Here is an 18,644-nt window from a genome sequence, read left to right as displayed (position 1 = left end):
GTTCACGCCGGAGGTGTGCTCGTCAGGTAGCGGTGGTCGTGGAACACGAGCGGGCTCCCCCCGGCGGCTCCGTGCGCGATGACCTCGCCCACGAGGACCAGGTGGTCGCCTAGCGTCAACCGGCGGTGCGTACGGCAGACCAGGTGGGCGAGCGCGCCGCCGAGGACCGGCTGGCCGGCGTGGCCGAGGCGCCAGGCGAGCCCGGCGAAACGGTCCGGGCGTGAACCCGCGAATCGCCGGGCGACGCCCTCCTGGGAGGAGCGGAGGACGTTCACGGCGTAGCCGCCCGCGGCAAGGAAGGCCGGGTAGCTCGCCGAGTCGCGGTTGAGGCACCACAGGACCAGCGGAGGGTCCAGTGACACCGAGGTGAAGGAGTTGACGGTCAGCCCGACCGGCTCGCCGCCGGTGTCCACCGTGGTCACGACGGCGACACCGGTGGCGTAGCTCGACAGGGTGTGGCGCAGAGACGTGCGGGCCTGCGCGTCACCCGGCATCGGTGCCTGGGCGATCGAGGTCATGACGCGCTCAGTTCGGCGAGCAGCGCCGCCGTGTCGGGGTCGTCCGGTGCGAGCTCCAGCGCGCGTCGCAGGTCGGCGACGGCCGAGGCGCGGCGGTCGGTCGCCTGGTATGCGGTGGCCCGGTTGTAGCGAAGCGCCGCGTCGTCGCCGATCTCGATCGCCCGGGTCAGGTCGGCCACTGCCGCAGCCGGGTCCCCCTGGTCGAACCGGACCGCGGCCCGCCCGGCCCAGGCGGCCTGCAGGGCGGGATCCCGCGCGAGGGCGGCGTCGAAGGCGGCTGTCGCCTCGGCGTACTCGCCCTTCTCGGCGTGCAGCTGGCCCCGGACGCAGTGCAGGTGCGGGTTGTCGGGGTCGAGGGCGAGGCCGGTGGCGACGTCGCGGGCGGCGGCGTCGTGGTCGCCGAGTTCGGCGAAGATGCCGGCGCGGTTGACGTACGCGTCGAGGAAGGCCGGGTCGAGCTCGATGACGTAGCCCAGCCCGGCGAGTCCGGCCTCGATCTCACCCGCGGCGAGCATCATGTCGGCCCGGTTGTAGTGCACCTCGGGGAAGGGCGGACTCATCCGGATCGCGGTCTCGTAGTCGGCGAGCGCCTCGTCGTCGCGCCCGAGCCGGCGCAGGATGTTGCCCCGGTCCAGGTAGTACTCGGCGTAGTGCGGGTCGGCGACGATCACGGCGGTGTACTCGGCGAGCGCCTCGTCGAGCATGCCGAGCCCGGCGAGCACCTGGGCCCGGTTGTAGAGCAGCACGGACCGGTGCAGCAGCTGCTTGTCGGGGCCGAGTTCGCGGTCGAGCCGGGCGAGGCCCTCCGTGACCAGGCGCAGCGCCTCGGGCAGGTTCTTCAGGTGCACCTCGATGAGGGCGAGCCCGTTCTGGTGGAAGACGGTCTGCATCGCGGTCGCCTCGGGGTCTGGCAGCAGTGACGCGAAGGCTATCGACTGGTTGATCCAGGCCTTGGCCAGCGTGTGGCTCTGCCGGTCGGTGTCGAAGTGCCGGGTGTAGAGCATCGCGGTGGCGTAGGCGGCTCCCATGTGGATCGCGGGGTCCACGGAGGTGACCCGGGCCTCGTCATAGAGCGCCTTCGCCTCGTCGGGACGGCCGAGCGCCGCGAGCGAGATCGTGATCTTGGTGGTGAAGGCCCACCAGTACTTGTCGCGCACCTGCCAGTCGACGACGTCGCGGCCGCGCTGTCCGAAGTCGATGGTCGCGTCGTAGAAGCCCATGGTGATGCAGTAGTTCAGCGCCGCGCGCAGCACCCCGGCGGCGAGGTTCTCCGGATCGGCGCCGCGCTCGCGGTGGAAGGGGATCGCCCCGAGGCGCGGCGAGAACCGGCCCTCGGCCTCCAACCGGGTGGCGCGAGCGTCGTGCAGCGCCGCCCGCTCGTCGTCGCCGATCAGCCGGTACGCCGCCAGCAGCTCCGGATCGTCGCTGGTCGCGTCGCCGTCCACGTAGAGCGCGGCCCGTTCGCCGACGCTCGACGGCAGGACCGCCGACGACCCGGTGGACTCCCCGGCGGTGGCCTCGCAGTAGGCGTGCAGCGCGTCGCCGAGCACCGCCGACGCGGGCTCCCCGGACGTGCGGACCACCAGGGTCAGCACCCGCGGATCGACCCGGCGGAGCAGCACGGCGAGCCACTCGGCGTCGGTCGGATCGGCGTGCTCGGCGTTCTCCACCACCAGCGTCCTCGGTTCGCCGCCGGAGAGCACGTGATCGCGCAGCAGCTCGACGAGGCCGTTGGCGATGCGCAGCGTACGCAGCCGGGAGTAGAACCGGGTCCGTTCCTCGGGCACGGAGAGCGAGGTCAGCGTCTCCCGGGTGGCGGGCACGACGCCGCGCAGGTCGGGCGCGGCGGAGAGCACCTCGATGTCGTGCGCCCGCACCAGTTCGGGCGTGCGCTGCAGCATCTGCGGCACCAGGGTGGTGAGCACCGTGCTCGCGGCGGTGTAGGGACCGCCGATGCGCCGGTGCGCGTCCACGGTCGCCAGCAGCCTCGCGGGCAGGTCGAGGGTCGCGGTGAGCCGTGATCGGTCAGCCCGCAGGGGAGCGATGATCCAGCGGTGGCGAGGGGTGTCGGGCATGGCGGGCTCCGTCAGGTGAGTACGTGGGTGAGCCGGGCCGCGGCACGGCGGCGGCGCCTGTCGCGGATAGCCAGGGCGGCGAGGACGAGCAGCTGGGCGATGTTCAGTGCGAGGAAGACCAGGCTGTCGGCGAGGGTGTCCCAGCTCTCGCCGCCGCCGAAGCGTCCGAAGATGCGGCTGAAGACCTGCCAGGCGGTCGGCACCATGACGAGCAGCAGGGTGCCGATGGAGAAGGCGTATCCGGCGGGCAGCAGCCAGGCGTACCAGCGGGCGACCGCGCGGTCGCGGGGCGGCAGGGTGGATTCGTCGGTGACCCGGTCGGGCCGGCGCAGCAGCCGCCACACCTTGTTGCGCAGGATCTTCTTCGCCGTCGACTGCAGGTCGCCGCAGCCGAGCACGGTCACGACGAGGAAGTAGAGGTCGGTCTGGAGGTAGAAGTAGAACTGCCAGACGACCCGCAGCAGGGTGGTGAATCCGAGTGCGAGGGCGACGCCGCCGGCGGCCGACACCGTGCCGTCCGCGCGCAGGGTGGCTGCGGCGAGCACGGTCAGTGCGGCGAGGACGACGAGGTCGGCGAGGATCCCGGCGAGGATGGGGAGGTAGCGCTGGCGTCTCGGCACGGAGACGAGCCCGTCGAGGTTGGTCTCGAAGACGACGAAGTAGAGGCGTCGGCCGACGCCGAGCGACGAGCGCAGGCCCAGGCGGCGCCCGGCGAGGGCGTGGAAGCCCTCGTGGATCAGCAGGCCGGGGATCTGGCCCAGCAGCAGCACGAGCCCGACGACGGTGACATAGGGACTGAAGAAGATGTTGTGATAGCTCGGCCGGACCGCCGGCGTCGTGATCATCACGGCGATCGCCGCGACGATCAGGCTCGCGTAGGCGAGCCAGCCGATCGGGCCGAACATCACCCTGGCCAGGCGCTGCCACCGCAGGGGCGGTGCCGCGCTGGCGCTGCCCGACGCACCGTCGATGAACTCGAGCTCGGTCAGCGCGTCCAGGAACTCCACGACGTCCACCTGCTCGCCGTAGGTGTCGGCGTACCAGCGGGCCGCCTCGTTGGGGGAGAGTCCTGCGGCGAGCCGCCGCACGAGAGCGGCGCCGTCGGCGGGCAGCACGCCGTAGGAGTCGGTCGCCTGGCATCCGACCGTCACCTCGTCGCCCTCGACCAGGTAGGTCAGCGGATGCAGCGCGACCGGCCGGTCCAGGTCGAAGCCGGTGCTCTCGGTGGCCGATGCGGTCATCGCAGCCTCCTTCGGGTAGTCGGTCCGTGGCACTCGCGTTCCCCGGGCCCGGCCGGAGCCGGGCCCGGGGAGGGGCTGCTAGACGTCACACGGCCAGCCGCCGTAGAGGGCGGAAGCGGCGCTGGTGAGCCGGACGGAGCCGGCCTTGCGCACAGTGATCTTCTTCATTGGGAACCTCCCCACGAGTGCTCGATCGGTCATCGGGTCGGCGGCAGCGGTGCCCGCCTGGGGTCCAAGAGTCGGGGCAACTGCCATCGACCGTCAACGATGTACAGGTGGGCGTGCGGGATCGCGCACGCCGTCGCGGCCGTCGTGCCTGTTCCGGGCCCGCCGGTGCTGTGCGCGATCGCGCACCGGCGCGGTCCGGCTGCTCCCGCCGTGTGGATCGGGTGAACGGGGGATGTTAAGCATCGATGAATGGCTATGGTCTATATATTGATGAAGAGCTATGGTGATGCCTGTTGCCGACCGGTCGGCCGTCTCGACGGACCGACCGGACGGTGTCGGGAGAGGGGGTCGAGATGACCGACGACCAGCGGTTCTCCGCCGGTGCGCCGATCCCGTCGCTGGTGCGCTGGGGCAGGTCTCCCGACGCGGATCTCGTCTACCGCGCCATCGTCACGCGCGGAGCGGGCACCGCAGCGCGGATCGCCGACGACCTCGGGCTCGGCCGGCAGCGGGTCCGCGACGCGCTCGGCGAGCTGCAGGCGATCAACGCGGTCACCCTCGACCCGCAGCGGCGGTGGCACCCCCGGCCGCCCGCCGAGGTCGTCGCCGACCTGCGGCGCAGCCGGTCACGCCCCTTCGACGGCCAGGACCAGCACCAGCGCCACCGCGACCTCCTGCACCGTCTCGCGCCGGACCGCAACACCATGCTGGGGTACGGGATCCAGCACCTGCCGACCCGTCAGGCGGCCCGCGACCGGCTCGCCGCACTGGTGGCGATAGAGCGCCACGAGCACCTCGCGATGAACATCGAGCAGTCGATGGACGTCGAGGTGGCGCAGGCGGCGCTCCCCATCCACCGGGCGCTGCACGCCCGGGGCATCCCGACCAGGACGATCGGCCCGCCGCCGCTCGACGGCGATGCGCTGCGGCCGGAGATCCGCGAACTCGGGCGGCTGCGGATGGAGAGCCGCGACAGCCTGGACGTGCCGCTCAAGCTCTTCGTCATCGACCGCCGGGTGGCGCTGTTCCCGCTCGTCCCGCACGACCACGACCGTGGATTCCTCGAGATCTCCCAGCCGCCGCTGGTCGAGGCGCTGCTCGCCCAGTTCGAGCGGCACTGGGCCGCGGCGATCGACCCGGAGGAGCACCGCATGCCGTCGACCGCGCTCACACCCCGGGAGCAGAACCTCGTCGCCCTGCTGGCCCAGGGGCACACCGACGCCTCGGCCGCGCGGGAGCTGCGCATCGGCGTCCGCTCGGTGACGAAGATCATCCGAGGGCTGATGGACCGGCTCCACGTGGAGAACCGGTTCCAGCTCGGGCTCGCGCTCGGCATCCTGCGCGCCGCCCACCTGCCGCCCGTCCGACCCGCCCACGACTCAACGGAGCGTCGATGACCAACGCCACTCGTACCCTGCTCGCCTGCCTCGTCCTGGGCTTCCTGCTGCTCGCCGGCGGCCACGGCATCCCGACCGCCGCCCCGGCGACCGCGATCCCGGTCGCCGCCGTCGGCGATCCGGAGCCGTGGCCGCACTGCGCGGGCTGCATTCCGTGACGCGAGTCATGGAAGACGCAGGTGGGTCTCGCTGAATGCGATGCGCGTCTCGTCGACGGTGGCCTCGCAGGTGAAACGGTCAGCGGCGTGCCGCGCTGCGTGGTCAGCAGCGTCGTCGCCGCGACCAGCCTGCGCGACAGGAACTCTGCCGTCGCCTGGCCGACCAGGGGCTCACCGGTGAACAACCAGGGCTCCGGGTGAATCCATTCGCACTGTGCAGCACGGGCGAGATAGAAATGCCGCTGCGGTGACGGATTGACCGCCGCGGCTGCGCAGGAGCCGAGAATGGCGAGGTGACGACCGGCTTCCGCCGAGGTGATCGGCGTAGCCTCCAGACCCGGCAGACACTGCACGGGGATGCCCGCCATCAGCCGGCTGCCATCGCGGCGAAGATCGGTCAACGCGAAATAAGGCTCTTTCACGCAGATCCGTGCCAGCAGGTCCTCGATCGGCCCCGCCGTCGACAACGTGGAGAACTGATGGTCTTGCTGGATCATCGCAAACCCTCCTGAGCAGGTCATTCCTCAGTCAGGCTTGGCGTTGTCCGATGAGCCGTCAATCCGGAGTTCCGTCGCGCGGAAATCCGGAGGCATGATCGGGACACTGCCCTCATCTTTCGGATGAGGAGACGTGAAAGTCGTGGTGGAGCGGGTGTCACGTCGGTCTCCGTGACACCCGCTCCACCACGACTCATCCGGCGAGCGCCGGGATGACCTTCGTGGCGAACAGGTCGATGCTGCTGCGGTCGTAGGCCGCGTCGAGGAAGTAGGTGATCGCGTAGGTCATGCCCAGCGCATCCATCTCCGTCAGCTTCGCCACGATCTGCTCCGGTGTGCCGACGAGCGGGCCGGAGGCGTACTGCTCGGCGACGCCGTCGAGCCGGTCGGCCGGGATCAGCGGCTGGTAGTGGGCCCGCACCCAGGCCAGCTTGTCGGCCACGTCGGACTCGGTCTCGCCGATGATGACGTTGTAGTTGGCCGACCGCGTGATCGCGTCGAAGTCGGTGCCGAGGTCCTTGCAGTGCTGCGCGAGCAGCGCCGACTTGTGCTTGAACCCGTCGGGCGAGCCGTCGAAGTTGGTGTAGCTGGCGTACTGCGCGGCGATGCGCAGGGTCTTCTTCTCGCCACCGCCGGCGATCCACAGCGGGATGCCATCGGACTGCAGCGGCAGCGGGCGGTTGATCGCACCGTCGACCTGGTAGTGCTTGCCCTGCAGCGTCGAGGTGCCGGTCGTCCAGGCCTGCTTCATGATCTCCACGCCCTCGGCGAGCTTGGCGAGCCGCTCGCCCGCCGACGGGAAGCCGTAGCCATAGGCGAGCCACTCGTGCTCGTACCAACCGGCTCCGATGCCCATCTCCACCCGCCCGCCGGAGATGACGTCGATGCTCGCGGCGACCTTGGCGAGATAGGCCGGATTGCGGTAGGCCATGCAGGTGCACATCTGCCCGAGGCGCACGCGCTTGGTGACCGCGGCGAACGCGGCCATGAGCGTCCAGGCCTCGTAGGTCTCCTCATCGGTCGGGACCGGCACGGTGTGGAAGTGGTCGTAGACCCAGATCGACTCGAAGGGGCCTTCGTCGGCGGAGACGGCGAGGTCGCGCATGACCGCCCACTGCTCCGTGACGGGCACGCCGGCCAGGTCGAGGCGCCAGCCCTGGGGTACAAAATGTCCAAATCGCATGACGCCCATTCTATGATCAATTCGGCCTTCCGGTAGGCCTCACCCGGCGGCTGAGACCGGCGTGCGCTCAGGGTCGGGGGCACGCGGGCCCGTGACCAGCGCGATCGCATCGACGAACGGAGCTGGACCCGCCCGCCCGCCGATATGGGTATCGTGGCGCGAGACTTTCGAGAGCTTCGATGCGATGGGCGGGGCTATGGCGGGCACGGACGGCGAGCGACGGCCGCTCGACGGGCTGATCACCGAACCTGCGGCCGATCCCGCCGGACCTGCCGTCCGGGGATCGGGTGTGAAGCGCGCTGCCGTCGGTCGGCTCGCACTGCTCGCGCTGCTGTGGGGATCGAGCTTCCTCTGGGTCAAGGTGGCACTGCGCGGGTTCAGCCCGATGCAACTCGTCTTCCTGCAGGTGCTGCTCGGTTTCGTGGTGCTGACGCCGATCGCGCTGTCGCGCGGGTTGCGGTTCCCGCGCACGGCCTCCACGTGGGGCCACCTCTTCGTCGCCGCCGTGGTCGCGAATGCGATCCCCTACCTGCTCATCGGCATCGGTGTGCAGACCGTGGACTCCAACGTCGGGGGTGTCCTCAACGCGACCGCCCCGCTGTGGACCGTGGCCATCGCCTACCTCGCCGGCAGCGATCGGGCCATCACCGTGTACCGGGCGCTGGGCATATCACTCGGATTCCTCGGCACCATCGTGATCTTCTCGCCGTGGCGGGCCGCGGGCGAGATCGCCACCGTGGGCGGACTCGCCTGCCTGGCCGCAGCGGCGAGCTACGGCGTCAGCTATGTCTACATGGGACGCTTCCTCGCGAACCGGGGGGTGCCGCCGCTGATGCTGTCCGCGAGCCAGCTCGGCGCGGCCACCGTGCTGCTGGCGTTCGCACTGCCGTTCGCCGGTCTGCAGCCGATCACCTGGCGTGCTGACGCCGTGGTGAGCATCCTGATCCACGGCATGCTCTGTACCGGCGCGGCCTACGTGCTGAACTACCGGCTCATCTCGGACGAGGGACCGACGGCCGCCTCGGTCGTCACCTACCTTTTGCCGGTGGTGTCGATCACGCTCGGCGCGCTCGTCCTGCACGAGAGCGTGACCGTCGGGATGGCGATCGGCACGGCGCTGGTGCTGACCGGGGTGTTCTTGGCCCGACGACGCAGGATCTGACCCCTGCGTCATCCTGCGGCTGAGACGGGCGTGCTCTCACCCTTGGGGGTACGCAGGCCCGTGACCAGCGCGATCGCACCGAAGGTGAGCAGCAGCACCCCCGCGCCCGCACCCGTGACGGCATCCGCGGCGATCGTGCCGAAGAGCCCGACGGCCGTCCCCGCCACGGCGACACAGCAGAGCAGCAGGCCCAGCGGGATCAGCAGCCGATCCCGCAGCACCGCGGCGAGCGGCAGGAAATGCAGGCCGACCACGAGGCAGATCCAGGGCGCGATGAACTCCGCCTGTCCTGTCGTGCCGAGGATCGCCGCGCCGATGCCGGCCACGGTGAACTCGACGCCGGTGATGATGCCGTAGCGGCGCGAGGCGGCCCGGTCCCTCGCGACCCCGGTCGCCGCCGGGCTGCTGAAGCCGACGATCGCCCCCACGACGGCGAGCGCCACGGCGGCGATCGATCCCGCGATGAGCGGAGTCTGCCAGTGAGCTGGTGCGTCGCCGCCGCCCCAGCCGAACCACGCGGACGCGAAGAATCCCTCCACCAGCGCCGTTATCCCCAGATCGCGCCTGGATTGCCTGCCCCACACCGTCATGCCGCCTCCCCGATCTCTTGATCGAAGAGTAGCCGCGACCGGGGTCAGGGCCTCGGCAGCGGGCGGTGCACCGTGCCCATCGCGCGGATGACAAGCGTCGTCGGTGCGTCGGTCCCGGCGGAGTCACCGGCGATCTCCTGCTGGGAGCCGTGATAGCGGCTCGTCATCCGGTGGAAGCGCATGCTGCCGGTGAGCATGTGGCCCAGCTCCGTCAGGTAGAGCCTCAGCTCCGGCCGCTCCGCGATGATCCCTCGGGCGGTGGCGATGAATGCCGCCTCGGCGCGGATCGACTCCTCGGCGATGCGGTCCACCGCCTGCTGCAGCGACAGGGACTCCCGGGCGCAGAGGATCCAGACGGCGTTCATCGTCTCGCCCTCCTCCCACTCCTTGGCGAAGGAGAAGAGGTCGTTGACGAGGCTGATGTGCCGGATGACGAGGTCCAGCGCGTCGCGCAGGTCGGCCGACGCGTCCAGTTCCCGGCCCAGGTCCTGGCCGATGGCGTACTCGGTGATGAGGGTCGCCCAGTAGCCGAAGGAGTTGGTGATCCGCGCCCGCAGGTAGGTCTCCAGCTCCGGCGCAGCCTCGTCGTCGGTGCGGGCCCGGACCTCGGCGACCATGCTGTCGGCGATCGCGGTGATGTGCCGCACCTGCCGCTGCCGCATCCCCGGGGTCATGCCGGGTTCGAGCCGGTCGAGGGCGGCCCGCAGCAGCTCGCCGATGGGCAGGTCGGCGGTGGGTGCGGCGCCGTGCAGGATGTCGACGACGCGGTCGCGCAGCCGGGAGCTCTCGGCCACGCTGGCGATGATGTCGGGATGGCTGAAGGCGTCGTCGAGGGCGGTCAACGCGTACATGCTGTTGAGCAGCGGCAGCAGTCGATCCGGCAGGGCGTGCGGGTAGCACATCCCGCCCCAGCTCGACATCCCCTGCCGCAGGTAGCGGTCGGTCCGGTCGCCGTCGCCGAAGTAGCGCAGCAGGTATGGCCGGATCCAAGCCCGGCAGACCGGCTCGATCGCCTCCAGGTCAGGGTGCCTGGCCAGGGGGAGTCGGAGGGGGATCGGCGGGATGACCACGGTCGTGCCGGGTGTGAGCCGAACATCATCGAGGGGCATCACTTAACCGTATGTGATGGCTCCGCTACATCACCATGGCGCTGTGTGACAGCTCAGTGAACGCGATCCGTTAAGGTGTCCCACGGACGGCGGCGAAACGGGCAGCGCCGACCAGAAACTCGTTGGTTCGCCCGCGACATCCGGCGGAAGATCTCAGCGTGACGCTGCACCAGGATGAGGTCCCGGTCGATCGGGTGATCATCAGATCGTTGCTGGAAGAACAGTGCCCGCAGTGGGCACGTCTGCCGCTGTCGCCGGCGGGCGCGGGTACCGACAACATCATGTACCGGCTGGGCGGCGATCTGCTCGTGCGACTGCCGCGAACCGCGGACAAGGCGCGCTCCCTGCGCAAGGAGCAGGAATGGCTTCCCCGGCTCGCGCCGCTGCTCGCGTTCCCGGTCCCGGAGCCTCTCCATGCCGGTACGGCCACGGCTGCGTTCCCGTTGCCGTGGTCGGTCTACCGCTGGATAGAGGGCGACGAGGTCCAGCCCGGCACCGTCCAGGACTGGGCGGCATTCGGCGCCGATCTGGCGGCCGTCGTACAGGACCTCCACGCCGTAGAACTGATGGGGGAGACCCGCACGGGGAAGCTGAGCTGGTATCGCGGGGGAAATCTGCGTGCCTGCGACGAGTGGATCAGCAGGTGCCTCGCGGACTGCCGGACAACCGTCGGCGCGGAGATCGACGTCGAGGGCCTGGAACGATTGTGGCGTGCCGCGCTCGCCCTGCCCGAGCGGACCGGACCCGAGGTGTGGCTCCACGGCGACCTCAGACCCGCCAACCTGCTGGTTCAGGGCGGGAGGCTGCACGCGGTCATCGACTTCGGCGGCCTGTCGATCGGCTTACCCGACGCCGAGCACGCCACGGTGTGGGACTTGCCGCCCCAGGCTCGACGTGCCTACTGGGACGCCATGGATCTCGACGACGTGACCTGGTCGCGCGCCCGCGCCTGGGCCATCGCGGTCGGTGCCAGCGGGATCTCGTACTACTGGCACACCTATCCCGCCTTCGTCGCCGAATGCCAGACCCGGCTGCAGGCGATCATCACCGACGCGGCCACACGCTGAGCTGCGCCGGCGCCGGTCGTCGGCACATCATCGAGGTCAGACGGCAGCGGGCGGACTCCGGTAGGTCGCCTGCGACCAAGCAGCGAAGCGCCGCCCCCTCGCATGCGGGAAGCTGTGCCGATTCAGCACGGCACCCTGGCGAGGACGACGTGGTCGTTGCGGACTTCGCCGACCATGGCGAATGCGGATCGATCGACGTCGCAGCAGAAGTGGAGGTCCGTGGAGAGATCGACGCGTTCGGACGCGGGCAGCCGCGCATAACGGCGGGCATGCTCCGCGGCCCCTTCCATGATGCCTGTGACCAGGTCCGCCCGCACCGGGGCCGAGCCGTCGAGAAGGCCGCCCAGGTATCTCGCACAGGCCCAGTCCTCAGCCGTCCGCCCGGTGCAGACGAGAGTGCACGGAGTGTCGGCGTGGTTGCTCGCGATCCATCGAGCCGTGGCACCGACATTGCGCGCCGACACCGCGAGCAGCGCCGCCGGAGCCCGACACCGGGCGAGCCCGAGCGTTCCGTTCGACGTCGCCTGGATCAGCCGCCGGCCTGCAAGCTGGGCCATCGACATCTCCGACGGCGAGTTCCCGAAGTCGAAGTCCGCAGGCTTGAGCCCGCCGGTCTCCCCGACCAGAAGACGGTCCGGGTACAGCCGCCGCAGACTTCGGCCGACCTCGACCGACGGCGCACACGCGATCTCCGCCACACCACGTTCGAAAGCAACCGCAGCCGTCGTGAAAGCCCGGATGACGTCGATGACGACGACGACGCCACCGGCCGGGATCTCGGTATCCATACCCACGATCAACACGGCACCGATCGTTCGCCGCCCAAGCCCGATTCGCAACGACATTCCCGCAGCACAACCTGACCGGGTGCCTGCGGCCAGACCAGCTACGCGAGCACGGCCTGCTGTGACCGCCACCCGGCCACCGTGGCCGGTCAATAGTCGCTTGCGCTGCCGAAGCTGATGACCTTGCCGCCGAGCCCGGATCTGGACGTGGGCTGGCCGACCAATTCGACCAGGATTTCGTCGCGGCAACCGTCGCCGAACACGGCCGTGACCGCATCGGTGAATGCGGAGACGAGGCGGGCGATGACGCCGGCCGCATCCGGTCGTGCGAATACGTCCTCGCGCATGCCGAAGGTAACCGAGGGTGCAGCCGAAGCGACCGCTACCCCGCCGCGAGCCCATCGTCCCGCAGGTACGCCGACAAGCTTGACATCCACTGAGCTCCGGACCCATTCGCCGTAGACGGACACCACGGCGGAGGTCAGTTCGGCGATGAGGATGGGTTCACGACCGGTGAGCTCTTCCTCTAGCGCGTAAAGCGTCACGTGGGGCATCGGCGAGTCCTCGATGTCGACAGCAGCGGGCGGACTCCGGTAGGTCGCCTGCGATCAAGCAGCATAGCGTTGCCTGCCGGGCTGAAACCCTCGTCCTGCGGATCGAATCACGACGTCGTTAGGCTGTCAGCCAGGTACTACGGATCGTCTGGAGGGTGCATGTCTGCGTACGGCCCAGCGCTTTTCGTATCCAGGCGGGACCGCGCGGAGCTGTCAGAGGAGGAGCAGGCTCGGGTTTTCGAGCTTGTTCGAGCTGCCTGTCTCAGTGTGGGCGTGACCGGCGATGACGGCGAGCCGGCCAAGCCGTCGATCTACGGCTACGACCAGGAGGAACAGAGAGCATTGGGCGTCCTGCTCTACTCCTCCTACGCATATGTCCAGATGCCTGACGAGATCCGAGAGGACCACGAGGAGGGCTGGCGGCGAGTGGGAGCACGGGTGGCAGCGGAGATCGAAAAGCAAAGCCCAGGGGTGTACGCATTCGCCTCCTATGGGGTGGAGAACTGACGACGCAGCGAAACCCATGGGCCCGACCTGTCCAGGCGGGGATTCCCACGGACACCGCAACGCGTTCGTTGCGGCATGGGGCGTGTTGGCTCAGTCAGCCGATAAGCCCCACCTTCCGGTCATGGCGACGATGCGAGCAGCCACCGCGTCTGGATCGACGAGTTGATGCAGATGCCGGCCATGGATACGGTCGACCTCCCAGCCGCGTTCGCGGGCGTCCTGCGCCACGTGGTCGTACGACGATCCGAACAATAGATACCCGCACGGCCGATCGTCCCAGCCGTGAGGTACGGGAATGTGCTGCTCGTAGTAGCTCAACGGAAGCCGTGGCTGTTCGGCCGAAACCATCAACCTGGTCTGCGGATCGGGAAACAGCATCGCGACGTCGTCCTCATGCCACCACGTCGTCCACTGCGGCAGCCGGCCTTCCGTTGCCTTGGTGCGTAGGTAGTCAAGGTGCTCCAACGACGCGGTAGGCGTCGGCCCGGTACGGGAGGGCAGTCGTGCCTCGACGAACAGACAGCCGACGACCGGACGCCGTGCCGCGTGGACGAGGACCGGAACGAGGGGACCAGCGTTGCTGTGCGCGACCAGGATGATCGGTTGGCCCTGCGGTAACAGCGAGACCGCGTCGTGGACTCTGTCGACGACGCGTTGCCAGAACGGCGGGTCGTCCGCGTCGGTCACGTCGACCAGCGAGGGAACCACCGTCCCTGCGCCCGCGGCCGTCAGTCTGGCCGCTACCGGAGCCCATGTCAGAGGACCGAGCAGCAGGCTATGCACAAGTACGAACGCGGGCTCCATCCGTCCACCGTCCCAGAGCCCGGCCGCCAGTCACTTCTCGGGTCGGCGTATGCCGGGCACCTCTGATATGAGCGAGGGTCCCGAGCAGCTGATTCCCGTGCGCGTCCACCGTGAGTCATGTCGCCCAATCGGCGCCTGTGTCGCGGGCCCGGGCATACGATCGGGTTGTGGGTCATGACCTGCGCCGTCATGTGGTCGAGCTGTCGACGGGTGTCACGGTTCCCTACGTCGCGTACGGGGATTGTTCGGGTGCGCCGGTCGTCCTCCTGCACGCCTGGGGCGAATCGTTGGGCAGCTTCGACCGGATGCTGCCGTTGCTGCCCGCGACGATCCACGCGGTGGCGATGGACCAGCGTGGTCACGGCGGCGCCAGTGCGCCGGTCGACGGCTATGCCCTGGTGGACTTCGCCGCCGACGTGGAAGCGTTCATGGATGCGGTGGGTATGGCTTCGGCGGTGCTGCTGGGGTCCTCCAGCGGCGGTTATGTCGCGCAGCAGGTGGCGGTCTCCAGCCCCGGTCGGGTGACCGGGCTGGTCCTGGTGGGATCACCGCGCAGCCTGCACGGGCGGCCGGATTTCGCCGATGCGGTCGACCGGCTCACCGACCCCGTCGACCGCGAGTGGGTGACCGCGTCGCTGGAGTGGTTCCCACGTTTCCACGCCGTCCCGGCCCGGTACATCCAGGACCGGGTCGACGACGGCGCCCGGATGCCCGCGCATGTGTGGCGCGGCGCACTCGACGGCCTGACCGCTGCGGTGCCGCCGACCGAGACCGCGACGATCACCGCACCCACCTTGATCATCTGGGGCGGTCGGGACGAGGTGCTACCCAGAGCAGACCAGGAGGCCCTCGCGGCGGCCATCCCCGGCTCGCGACTGGTCGTGTACGACGACACCGGCCACCTCGTCCTCTGGGAACAGCCCGAGCACGTGGCCGCCGACCTGACGGACTTCGCAGAGAGCCTGCCCGCCTGACGGGCGCAGCTCCTCACCGTTGCGACGTAGCCGCCTGGTGCGGCGCGGGTACGTAACCAGGCCCGTTGCCGGGATGGTGACGCTCGACAATCAGCTCGTCCGGATGAAATCAGGCCGATCATCCAGTGCCTCTATATCGGAGGCTCCGCGATGCTTGTCTACCGTGAGCCATGACTCCACCGAGCCGCCCCGTCGTTCCTGGCTTCACAGGCTCACCGAGTCGCTGACCGCGGGCCAGAAGTTCCTGGCCGCTCTAACGGCGTTCATCCTGGCAGGTGTCGCGCTGTGGGCGGCGGTGGGCGATGTCCGATCGCTTGTCGCCATGGACCCGGCGAGCTCCCCGTCCCCCTCGGTGTCGTCCGGCGGTGCCCCGTCGTCACCGGCGACTCCGAAACCAGTCGCGCCTACCACCACGGTTGTGACCACGACGACGGCCCTTGCCCCCACCCGGAGCACCTCGCGACCGCTGCCCCCACCCTCTCCTGCAGTCATCAAGATGGACGGCAACGGCGGCACTGTGAGCGAATGCTTTTCCGCCGTTTCAGGTAGGGGAACCGTGCCCAAGGGAAAGGTACTGCGGATTGCGGTGGGGGACGGGCCCTTCTTCCCTGCTGCAGAGTCGGCGCAGGTCTTCGTATCGACGAAGACGTGGAGGATCAACAATGTCAGGCTTCAGCAGGCCGGGCCGTATCAGCTGCACGCCCTGCTGCTCACTCCTGGCGAGAGCAAGACGCTGACCGAGATGGCCGCTGCGCGTGGGGATCAGACGGGGAGCTATTCGGTTGACGACCTGCCTGTGCCACCGGAGGACACGGTCAACGTCACGCGCACCGGCCCTGACTGCTCGCCTTGACGAGTCAGATCGAGATCGAGGCCCCAGCGCAGCTGACGCGGGCTGGCCCGCCGTCATCGCCGCCACTACGGGGATGGCGGCACCGATAGCACCACCTCCAGCGATCGGTATAGCCGTGCTACCGGCCGGGGTACTCCGCGTGGATGTCGCCGTCGAACAGCTTCCAGCAGAAGTCGTTCATCCGCGCCGCCGCTGGGGAGTGCCGGGCAAGGATCTCCGCCACGGCCATCGGCACGCCCTGCGGAATGTCGCCGCCAGCGCACCGGCGCACATATCTGTTGCGGGCAACAGGACCACCAATATCCGGCACCGGCACCCCGCACACCTCGGTGACCAGCCAGTTCACCAGTCGCATCGCCGCGTAGTCGGCATCGTGGCCGGTGTTGCGCGCGACGAAGTCGCGCTCGGCGTCCGACAGGTCGAATCGAGGCGAGGTGGCCAGCCCGAAATCGACGAGGTAGATCCGATCGTCGTCGGCCCGCATGTTGCCGAAGTGTCCGTCCAGGTGCAGCAGTTCGCGGCTCCGCAGGAACGCCGTGACCTCGAACAACTGCCGCTCGAACGTCTCGGCCATACCGATCGGGTCGGTCAGTCTGTCCGACAGCTCAAAGGGGAGGTACTCGAGAAACAGTACGAGGCTGGACTCGGCGGCGGCCAGTTCCTCGAAGCGGGTGCGTACGGCCGACGAGCCGTCGAACTGGGTGACGACGGCGTCGACGTCCAGATGCTCGGACGCGATGGGCGGGCGACCGGGTAGCACCCGCCAGTGGTGAAGCAACGGGAAGGACTCCGTCTCGCCGGCGAGGACCCCTTCGGAGACGATCGTGTTCGCGGCCAGCTCACGCCAAGCGCCGAAGCCCGGGCCGGCGAGGGGGTACATGCCGTACTGGCAGTAGGCCGGCAGTTCGAACAGGTTCGCCGTGCTGTGCGGATGGGCCAGTTCCCGGTCGGTGATCGGAATCCGCTTGGCGAAAACCGGCACGCCGTCGACGTCGAGCTTCGTCGCCCCGCCGCCCACCCCCACCGCCCCGATGGGCGCGGAATCGAGCAACGCCGCCAGCTCGTCGTCACGGCGGGCGGCGAGCGAGGCCGAAACGAGGTCGTGGCGAGAACGGCGGGCGGTGAACATCGCACCATCCTGCCAGCGGAGGGGCGGATCCCCCCATGATCGGGAGAGGCGTTCGGTGCCGCCGATGGGTTAATGTGGCAAGCCGCACGTCGCAGGCACTGGGGCAGGGAGATCAAGATGGGCCAGCCGGCCGATGACCGGACAGCGTCGCCGAGCCGGACGCCGCGACTGTTCCCGATGCTGTTGGCCCTGGCCGCAGGCCTGGTGGCGGTCGATCAGCTGACCAAGTGGTGGGCGGTGGCGGCGCTGACCGGCCGGGCGCCGATCGACGTCATCGGCGAGCTACTGCGGCTTCGGCTGACCTACAACCCGGGCGCCGCGTTCTCGCTCGGCACCGAATACACGTGGGTGCTGACGCTGTTCGCGGCGGTGGCGGTCGTGGTGATCGCCTACGTCGCCCGGCGGGTCGCGTCGCGGGCCTGGGCCGTCGGGTTCGGCCTGATGCTCGGCGGTGCGTTCACGCATCTGCTGGACCGGCTGTTTCGCGAGCCCGGCTTCGCGAGGGGGCACGTGGTGGACTTCATCGACTACGGCCCGTTCGTGGGCAACGTGGCGGACATCGCGCTGGTGGTGGGCGTGGCTCTGATCATCGTGCTCAACCTGCGCAACATCCCGATGAACGGACCGGCAGCGGAGGCCACGCCCGCCTGACCAGGCGCGGCAGGGCCGACGGCCGGACCCGATCGAGCGGAGGTCCGGCCGGTCCACCTCCGTCAGGCGACGATGTCGGTCCGTGACCTGCTGATCGTCTCGGCCATCTCCTTCAGGGCGACCGTGACCTGCTGGTAGCTCGGCGGCACGAGGTGCTTCCACGCGGCGACCTGGTCGGCCTGCACGGCGGGCAGCTTCTGGAAAGTCGGCACCTTCCGTGCCTCGGCGAGCGGCAGCGCCTCGTAGCCGCGCGCGTCGTAGATGATGAGATCGGCCGGGTAGCGGTCGGCCTTCTCCCAGCTCGCGACCTCCCAGTAGTCGTCGGGGCCGCCGGGCTGGACCAGGCCCATGCCGAGCGTGCCGAAGTAGTCCAGGTCGGTGACGTCCTTGGGCTTGGCGAAGTAGATCTCGTCCTTCGTCGCCGAGACCGCCAGCACCTTGAGGCCGGGCTTCGCGGCGAGCACGCCGCGCAGGTCCTCGGACGCCTTGTCGAAGTCGCCCTTCGCCTTCTTGACGAGCTCCGACTCCCGGTCGACGCCGAGGGAGACGGCGAGGTCGAGGAAGCGGGCGAGTACGTCGGGCAGGTTCTTCGACTCGACCTGCAGTGCGGCGATCGGCGCGATCTTGCCGATCTTGTCGAGGCTCTCCTCGGGGACATACCAGAGCTGGTCGTCGAAGACCGTGGTCACCAGCAGGTCGGGGGTGAGCGCGGCGTACTGCTCCAGGTTGAAGTCGCCCCACTCGGCGCCGCCGATCGCGGTGAGCTTCGCGAGGTCCAGGCTGCCGGTCTCCAGCTCCCGGCCGCCGTCCGGGCGCGTCTGCGGTCCGAAGAGGCCGACCGAGGCGATGCCGTAGTCCCACAGCGCGGCCGCGGGTCCGGTCTGACACACCAACCGCTGCGGGTACGCCGGCAGGCTGATCGTCTTGCCGCGGTCGTCGGTGAAGCTCCACGGGCCGGTGGGCTTGGGTTTCGCGGGGCTCGACGCCGTCGTCGGCTCCGTGTCGTCACCGCAGGCGGCGAGCAGGCCGGCGGCGGCCATCGCACCTGCGCCGAGGAGGAGACCGCGGCGCGAGACATTGGCATTGATGCGCGTCATGCGCGGCATCGTAACAGCCAAAATTAGGATAGCCTAAGCTTCCTGGTTCTAACGTCGTGAGGTGACTTGGTCGCCCTGAGTGACGGTTGCGTTTAGGTAAGGCTTACCTTACAGTTCCGACAGGC

Annotated in this window: 20 protein-coding genes; 9 read left to right on the top strand and 11 right to left on the bottom strand. The window is 69.4% G+C overall.

Translation table 11 applies throughout. The annotated features are described in order from the left end of the window. Positions 1-2: 2 nt before the first annotated feature. Genes F4553_RS08610 through F4553_RS08600 form a run of 3 tightly spaced genes read right to left on the bottom strand, consistent with a single transcriptional unit; the run spans position 3 to position 3,834 of the window. Entirely contained in the window at positions 3-518 is a 516-nt protein-coding gene (locus tag F4553_RS08610; protein WP_184834260.1) for a flavin reductase family protein, read from the bottom strand. Further along, complete coding sequence (locus F4553_RS08605; RefSeq protein ID WP_184834257.1) at positions 515-2,593, bottom strand: tetratricopeptide repeat protein; 2,079 nt, start codon at positions 2,591-2,593, stop codon at positions 515-517. Before F4553_RS08605 ends, F4553_RS08610 begins: the two co-directional genes overlap by 4 nt. 11 nt (positions 2,594-2,604) lie before the next feature. Next, complete coding sequence (locus tag F4553_RS08600) at positions 2,605-3,834, bottom strand: hypothetical protein (protein WP_184834255.1); 1,230 nt, start codon at positions 3,832-3,834, stop codon at positions 2,605-2,607. A gap of 521 nt (positions 3,835-4,355) precedes the next feature. Between F4553_RS08600 and F4553_RS40830 the strand changes: the two genes are divergently transcribed. The 3 genes from F4553_RS40830 to F4553_RS08585 are packed head-to-tail and all read left to right on the top strand — an operon-like array spanning position 4,356 to position 5,758. After that, positions 4,356-5,399, top strand: coding sequence for a helix-turn-helix transcriptional regulator (locus F4553_RS40830; RefSeq protein ID WP_246466239.1), 1,044 nt, complete (start codon positions 4,356-4,358; stop codon positions 5,397-5,399). Further along, positions 5,396-5,557 (top strand): hypothetical protein, encoded by a 162-nt coding sequence (locus F4553_RS08590; protein WP_184834253.1) that lies wholly within the window; start codon positions 5,396-5,398, stop codon positions 5,555-5,557. The genes F4553_RS40830 and F4553_RS08590 overlap by 4 nt, the downstream gene beginning before the upstream one ends. A gap of 21 nt (positions 5,558-5,578) precedes the next feature. Further along, on the top strand, positions 5,579-5,758 hold the full coding sequence (locus F4553_RS08585; RefSeq protein WP_184834251.1) for a hypothetical protein: 180 nt from the start codon (positions 5,579-5,581) through the stop codon (positions 5,756-5,758). A 489-nt stretch (positions 5,759-6,247) separates the two neighbouring features. Here F4553_RS08585 and F4553_RS08580 read toward each other — a convergent pair whose 3' ends face one another. After that, entirely contained in the window at positions 6,248-7,237 is a 990-nt protein-coding gene (locus F4553_RS08580; protein ID WP_184834249.1) for an LLM class F420-dependent oxidoreductase, read from the bottom strand. A 196-nt stretch (positions 7,238-7,433) separates the two neighbouring features. On the opposite strand from F4553_RS08580, the gene F4553_RS08575 reads away from it, so the two are divergent. Further along, positions 7,434-8,399 carry a DMT family transporter gene (locus tag F4553_RS08575; RefSeq protein ID WP_184840532.1) on the top strand — a complete coding sequence of 322 codons (966 nt, stop codon included), beginning with the start codon at positions 7,434-7,436 and terminating at the stop codon, positions 8,397-8,399. 8 nt (positions 8,400-8,407) lie between these two features. On the opposite strand, the gene F4553_RS08570 is transcribed toward F4553_RS08575, so the two are convergent. Next, complete coding sequence (locus tag F4553_RS08570) at positions 8,408-8,989, bottom strand: hypothetical protein (protein WP_184834247.1); 582 nt, start codon at positions 8,987-8,989, stop codon at positions 8,408-8,410. A gap of 44 nt (positions 8,990-9,033) precedes the next feature. After that, positions 9,034-10,098, bottom strand: a complete 1,065-nt coding sequence (locus F4553_RS08565) for a terpene synthase family protein (RefSeq protein ID WP_184834245.1) — start codon at positions 10,096-10,098, stop codon at positions 9,034-9,036. Between the two features lie 158 nt (positions 10,099-10,256). On the opposite strand from F4553_RS08565, the gene F4553_RS08560 reads away from it, so the two are divergent. Continuing rightward, a complete protein-coding gene (locus F4553_RS08560) occupies positions 10,257-11,165 on the top strand; it encodes an aminoglycoside phosphotransferase family protein (protein WP_184834243.1) in 909 nt (302 codons plus the stop codon). A gap of 122 nt (positions 11,166-11,287) precedes the next feature. Here F4553_RS08560 and F4553_RS08555 read toward each other — a convergent pair whose 3' ends face one another. Both F4553_RS08555 and F4553_RS08550 read right to left on the bottom strand, forming a co-directional pair. Then, positions 11,288-11,953, bottom strand: a complete 666-nt coding sequence (locus tag F4553_RS08555) for a 2-phosphosulfolactate phosphatase (protein ID WP_184834241.1) — start codon at positions 11,951-11,953, stop codon at positions 11,288-11,290. Between the two features lie 146 nt (positions 11,954-12,099). After that, positions 12,100-12,504 carry a tautomerase family protein gene (locus F4553_RS08550; RefSeq protein ID WP_184834239.1) on the bottom strand — a complete coding sequence of 135 codons (405 nt, stop codon included), beginning with the start codon at positions 12,502-12,504 and terminating at the stop codon, positions 12,100-12,102. A gap of 159 nt (positions 12,505-12,663) precedes the next feature. Here F4553_RS08550 and F4553_RS08545 point away from each other — a divergent pair, with 159 nt between their 5' ends. Continuing rightward, positions 12,664-13,011 (top strand): hypothetical protein, encoded by a 348-nt coding sequence (locus F4553_RS08545; protein WP_184834237.1) that lies wholly within the window; start codon positions 12,664-12,666, stop codon positions 13,009-13,011. A gap of 90 nt (positions 13,012-13,101) precedes the next feature. Here F4553_RS08545 and F4553_RS08540 read toward each other — a convergent pair whose 3' ends face one another. After that, entirely contained in the window at positions 13,102-13,815 is a 714-nt protein-coding gene (locus F4553_RS08540) for an alpha/beta fold hydrolase (protein WP_184834235.1), read from the bottom strand. Positions 13,816-13,982: 167 nt separating this feature from the next. Here F4553_RS08540 and F4553_RS08535 point away from each other — a divergent pair, with 167 nt between their 5' ends. After that, positions 13,983-14,789, top strand: a complete 807-nt coding sequence (locus F4553_RS08535) for an alpha/beta fold hydrolase (RefSeq protein WP_184834233.1) — start codon at positions 13,983-13,985, stop codon at positions 14,787-14,789. A gap of 496 nt (positions 14,790-15,285) precedes the next feature. Next, a complete protein-coding gene (locus F4553_RS08530) occupies positions 15,286-15,642 on the top strand; it encodes a hypothetical protein (protein ID WP_184834231.1) in 357 nt (118 codons plus the stop codon). 118 nt (positions 15,643-15,760) lie between these two features. On the opposite strand, the gene F4553_RS08525 is transcribed toward F4553_RS08530, so the two are convergent. After that, entirely contained in the window at positions 15,761-16,771 is a 1,011-nt protein-coding gene (locus F4553_RS08525; RefSeq protein WP_184834229.1) for a protein kinase family protein, read from the bottom strand. A 117-nt stretch (positions 16,772-16,888) separates the two neighbouring features. Between F4553_RS08525 and F4553_RS08520 the strand changes: the two genes are divergently transcribed. Next, positions 16,889-17,422 (top strand): signal peptidase II, encoded by a 534-nt coding sequence (locus F4553_RS08520; RefSeq protein ID WP_221469820.1) that lies wholly within the window; start codon positions 16,889-16,891, stop codon positions 17,420-17,422. Between the two features lie 62 nt (positions 17,423-17,484). Here the strand turns inward: F4553_RS08520 and F4553_RS08515 are convergent, their stop codons facing one another. Further along, positions 17,485-18,519, bottom strand: coding sequence for an ABC transporter substrate-binding protein (locus tag F4553_RS08515; protein ID WP_184834227.1), 1,035 nt, complete (start codon positions 18,517-18,519; stop codon positions 17,485-17,487). Between the last annotated feature and the right edge of the window lie 125 nt (positions 18,520-18,644).

Source organism: Allocatelliglobosispora scoriae, from assembly GCF_014204945.1.
GTDB lineage: Bacteria > Actinomycetota > Actinomycetes > Mycobacteriales > Micromonosporaceae > Allocatelliglobosispora > Allocatelliglobosispora scoriae.
Note: the sequence above shows the minus strand (reverse complement) of the source record. Positions and strands in the feature narration are given on the sequence as shown.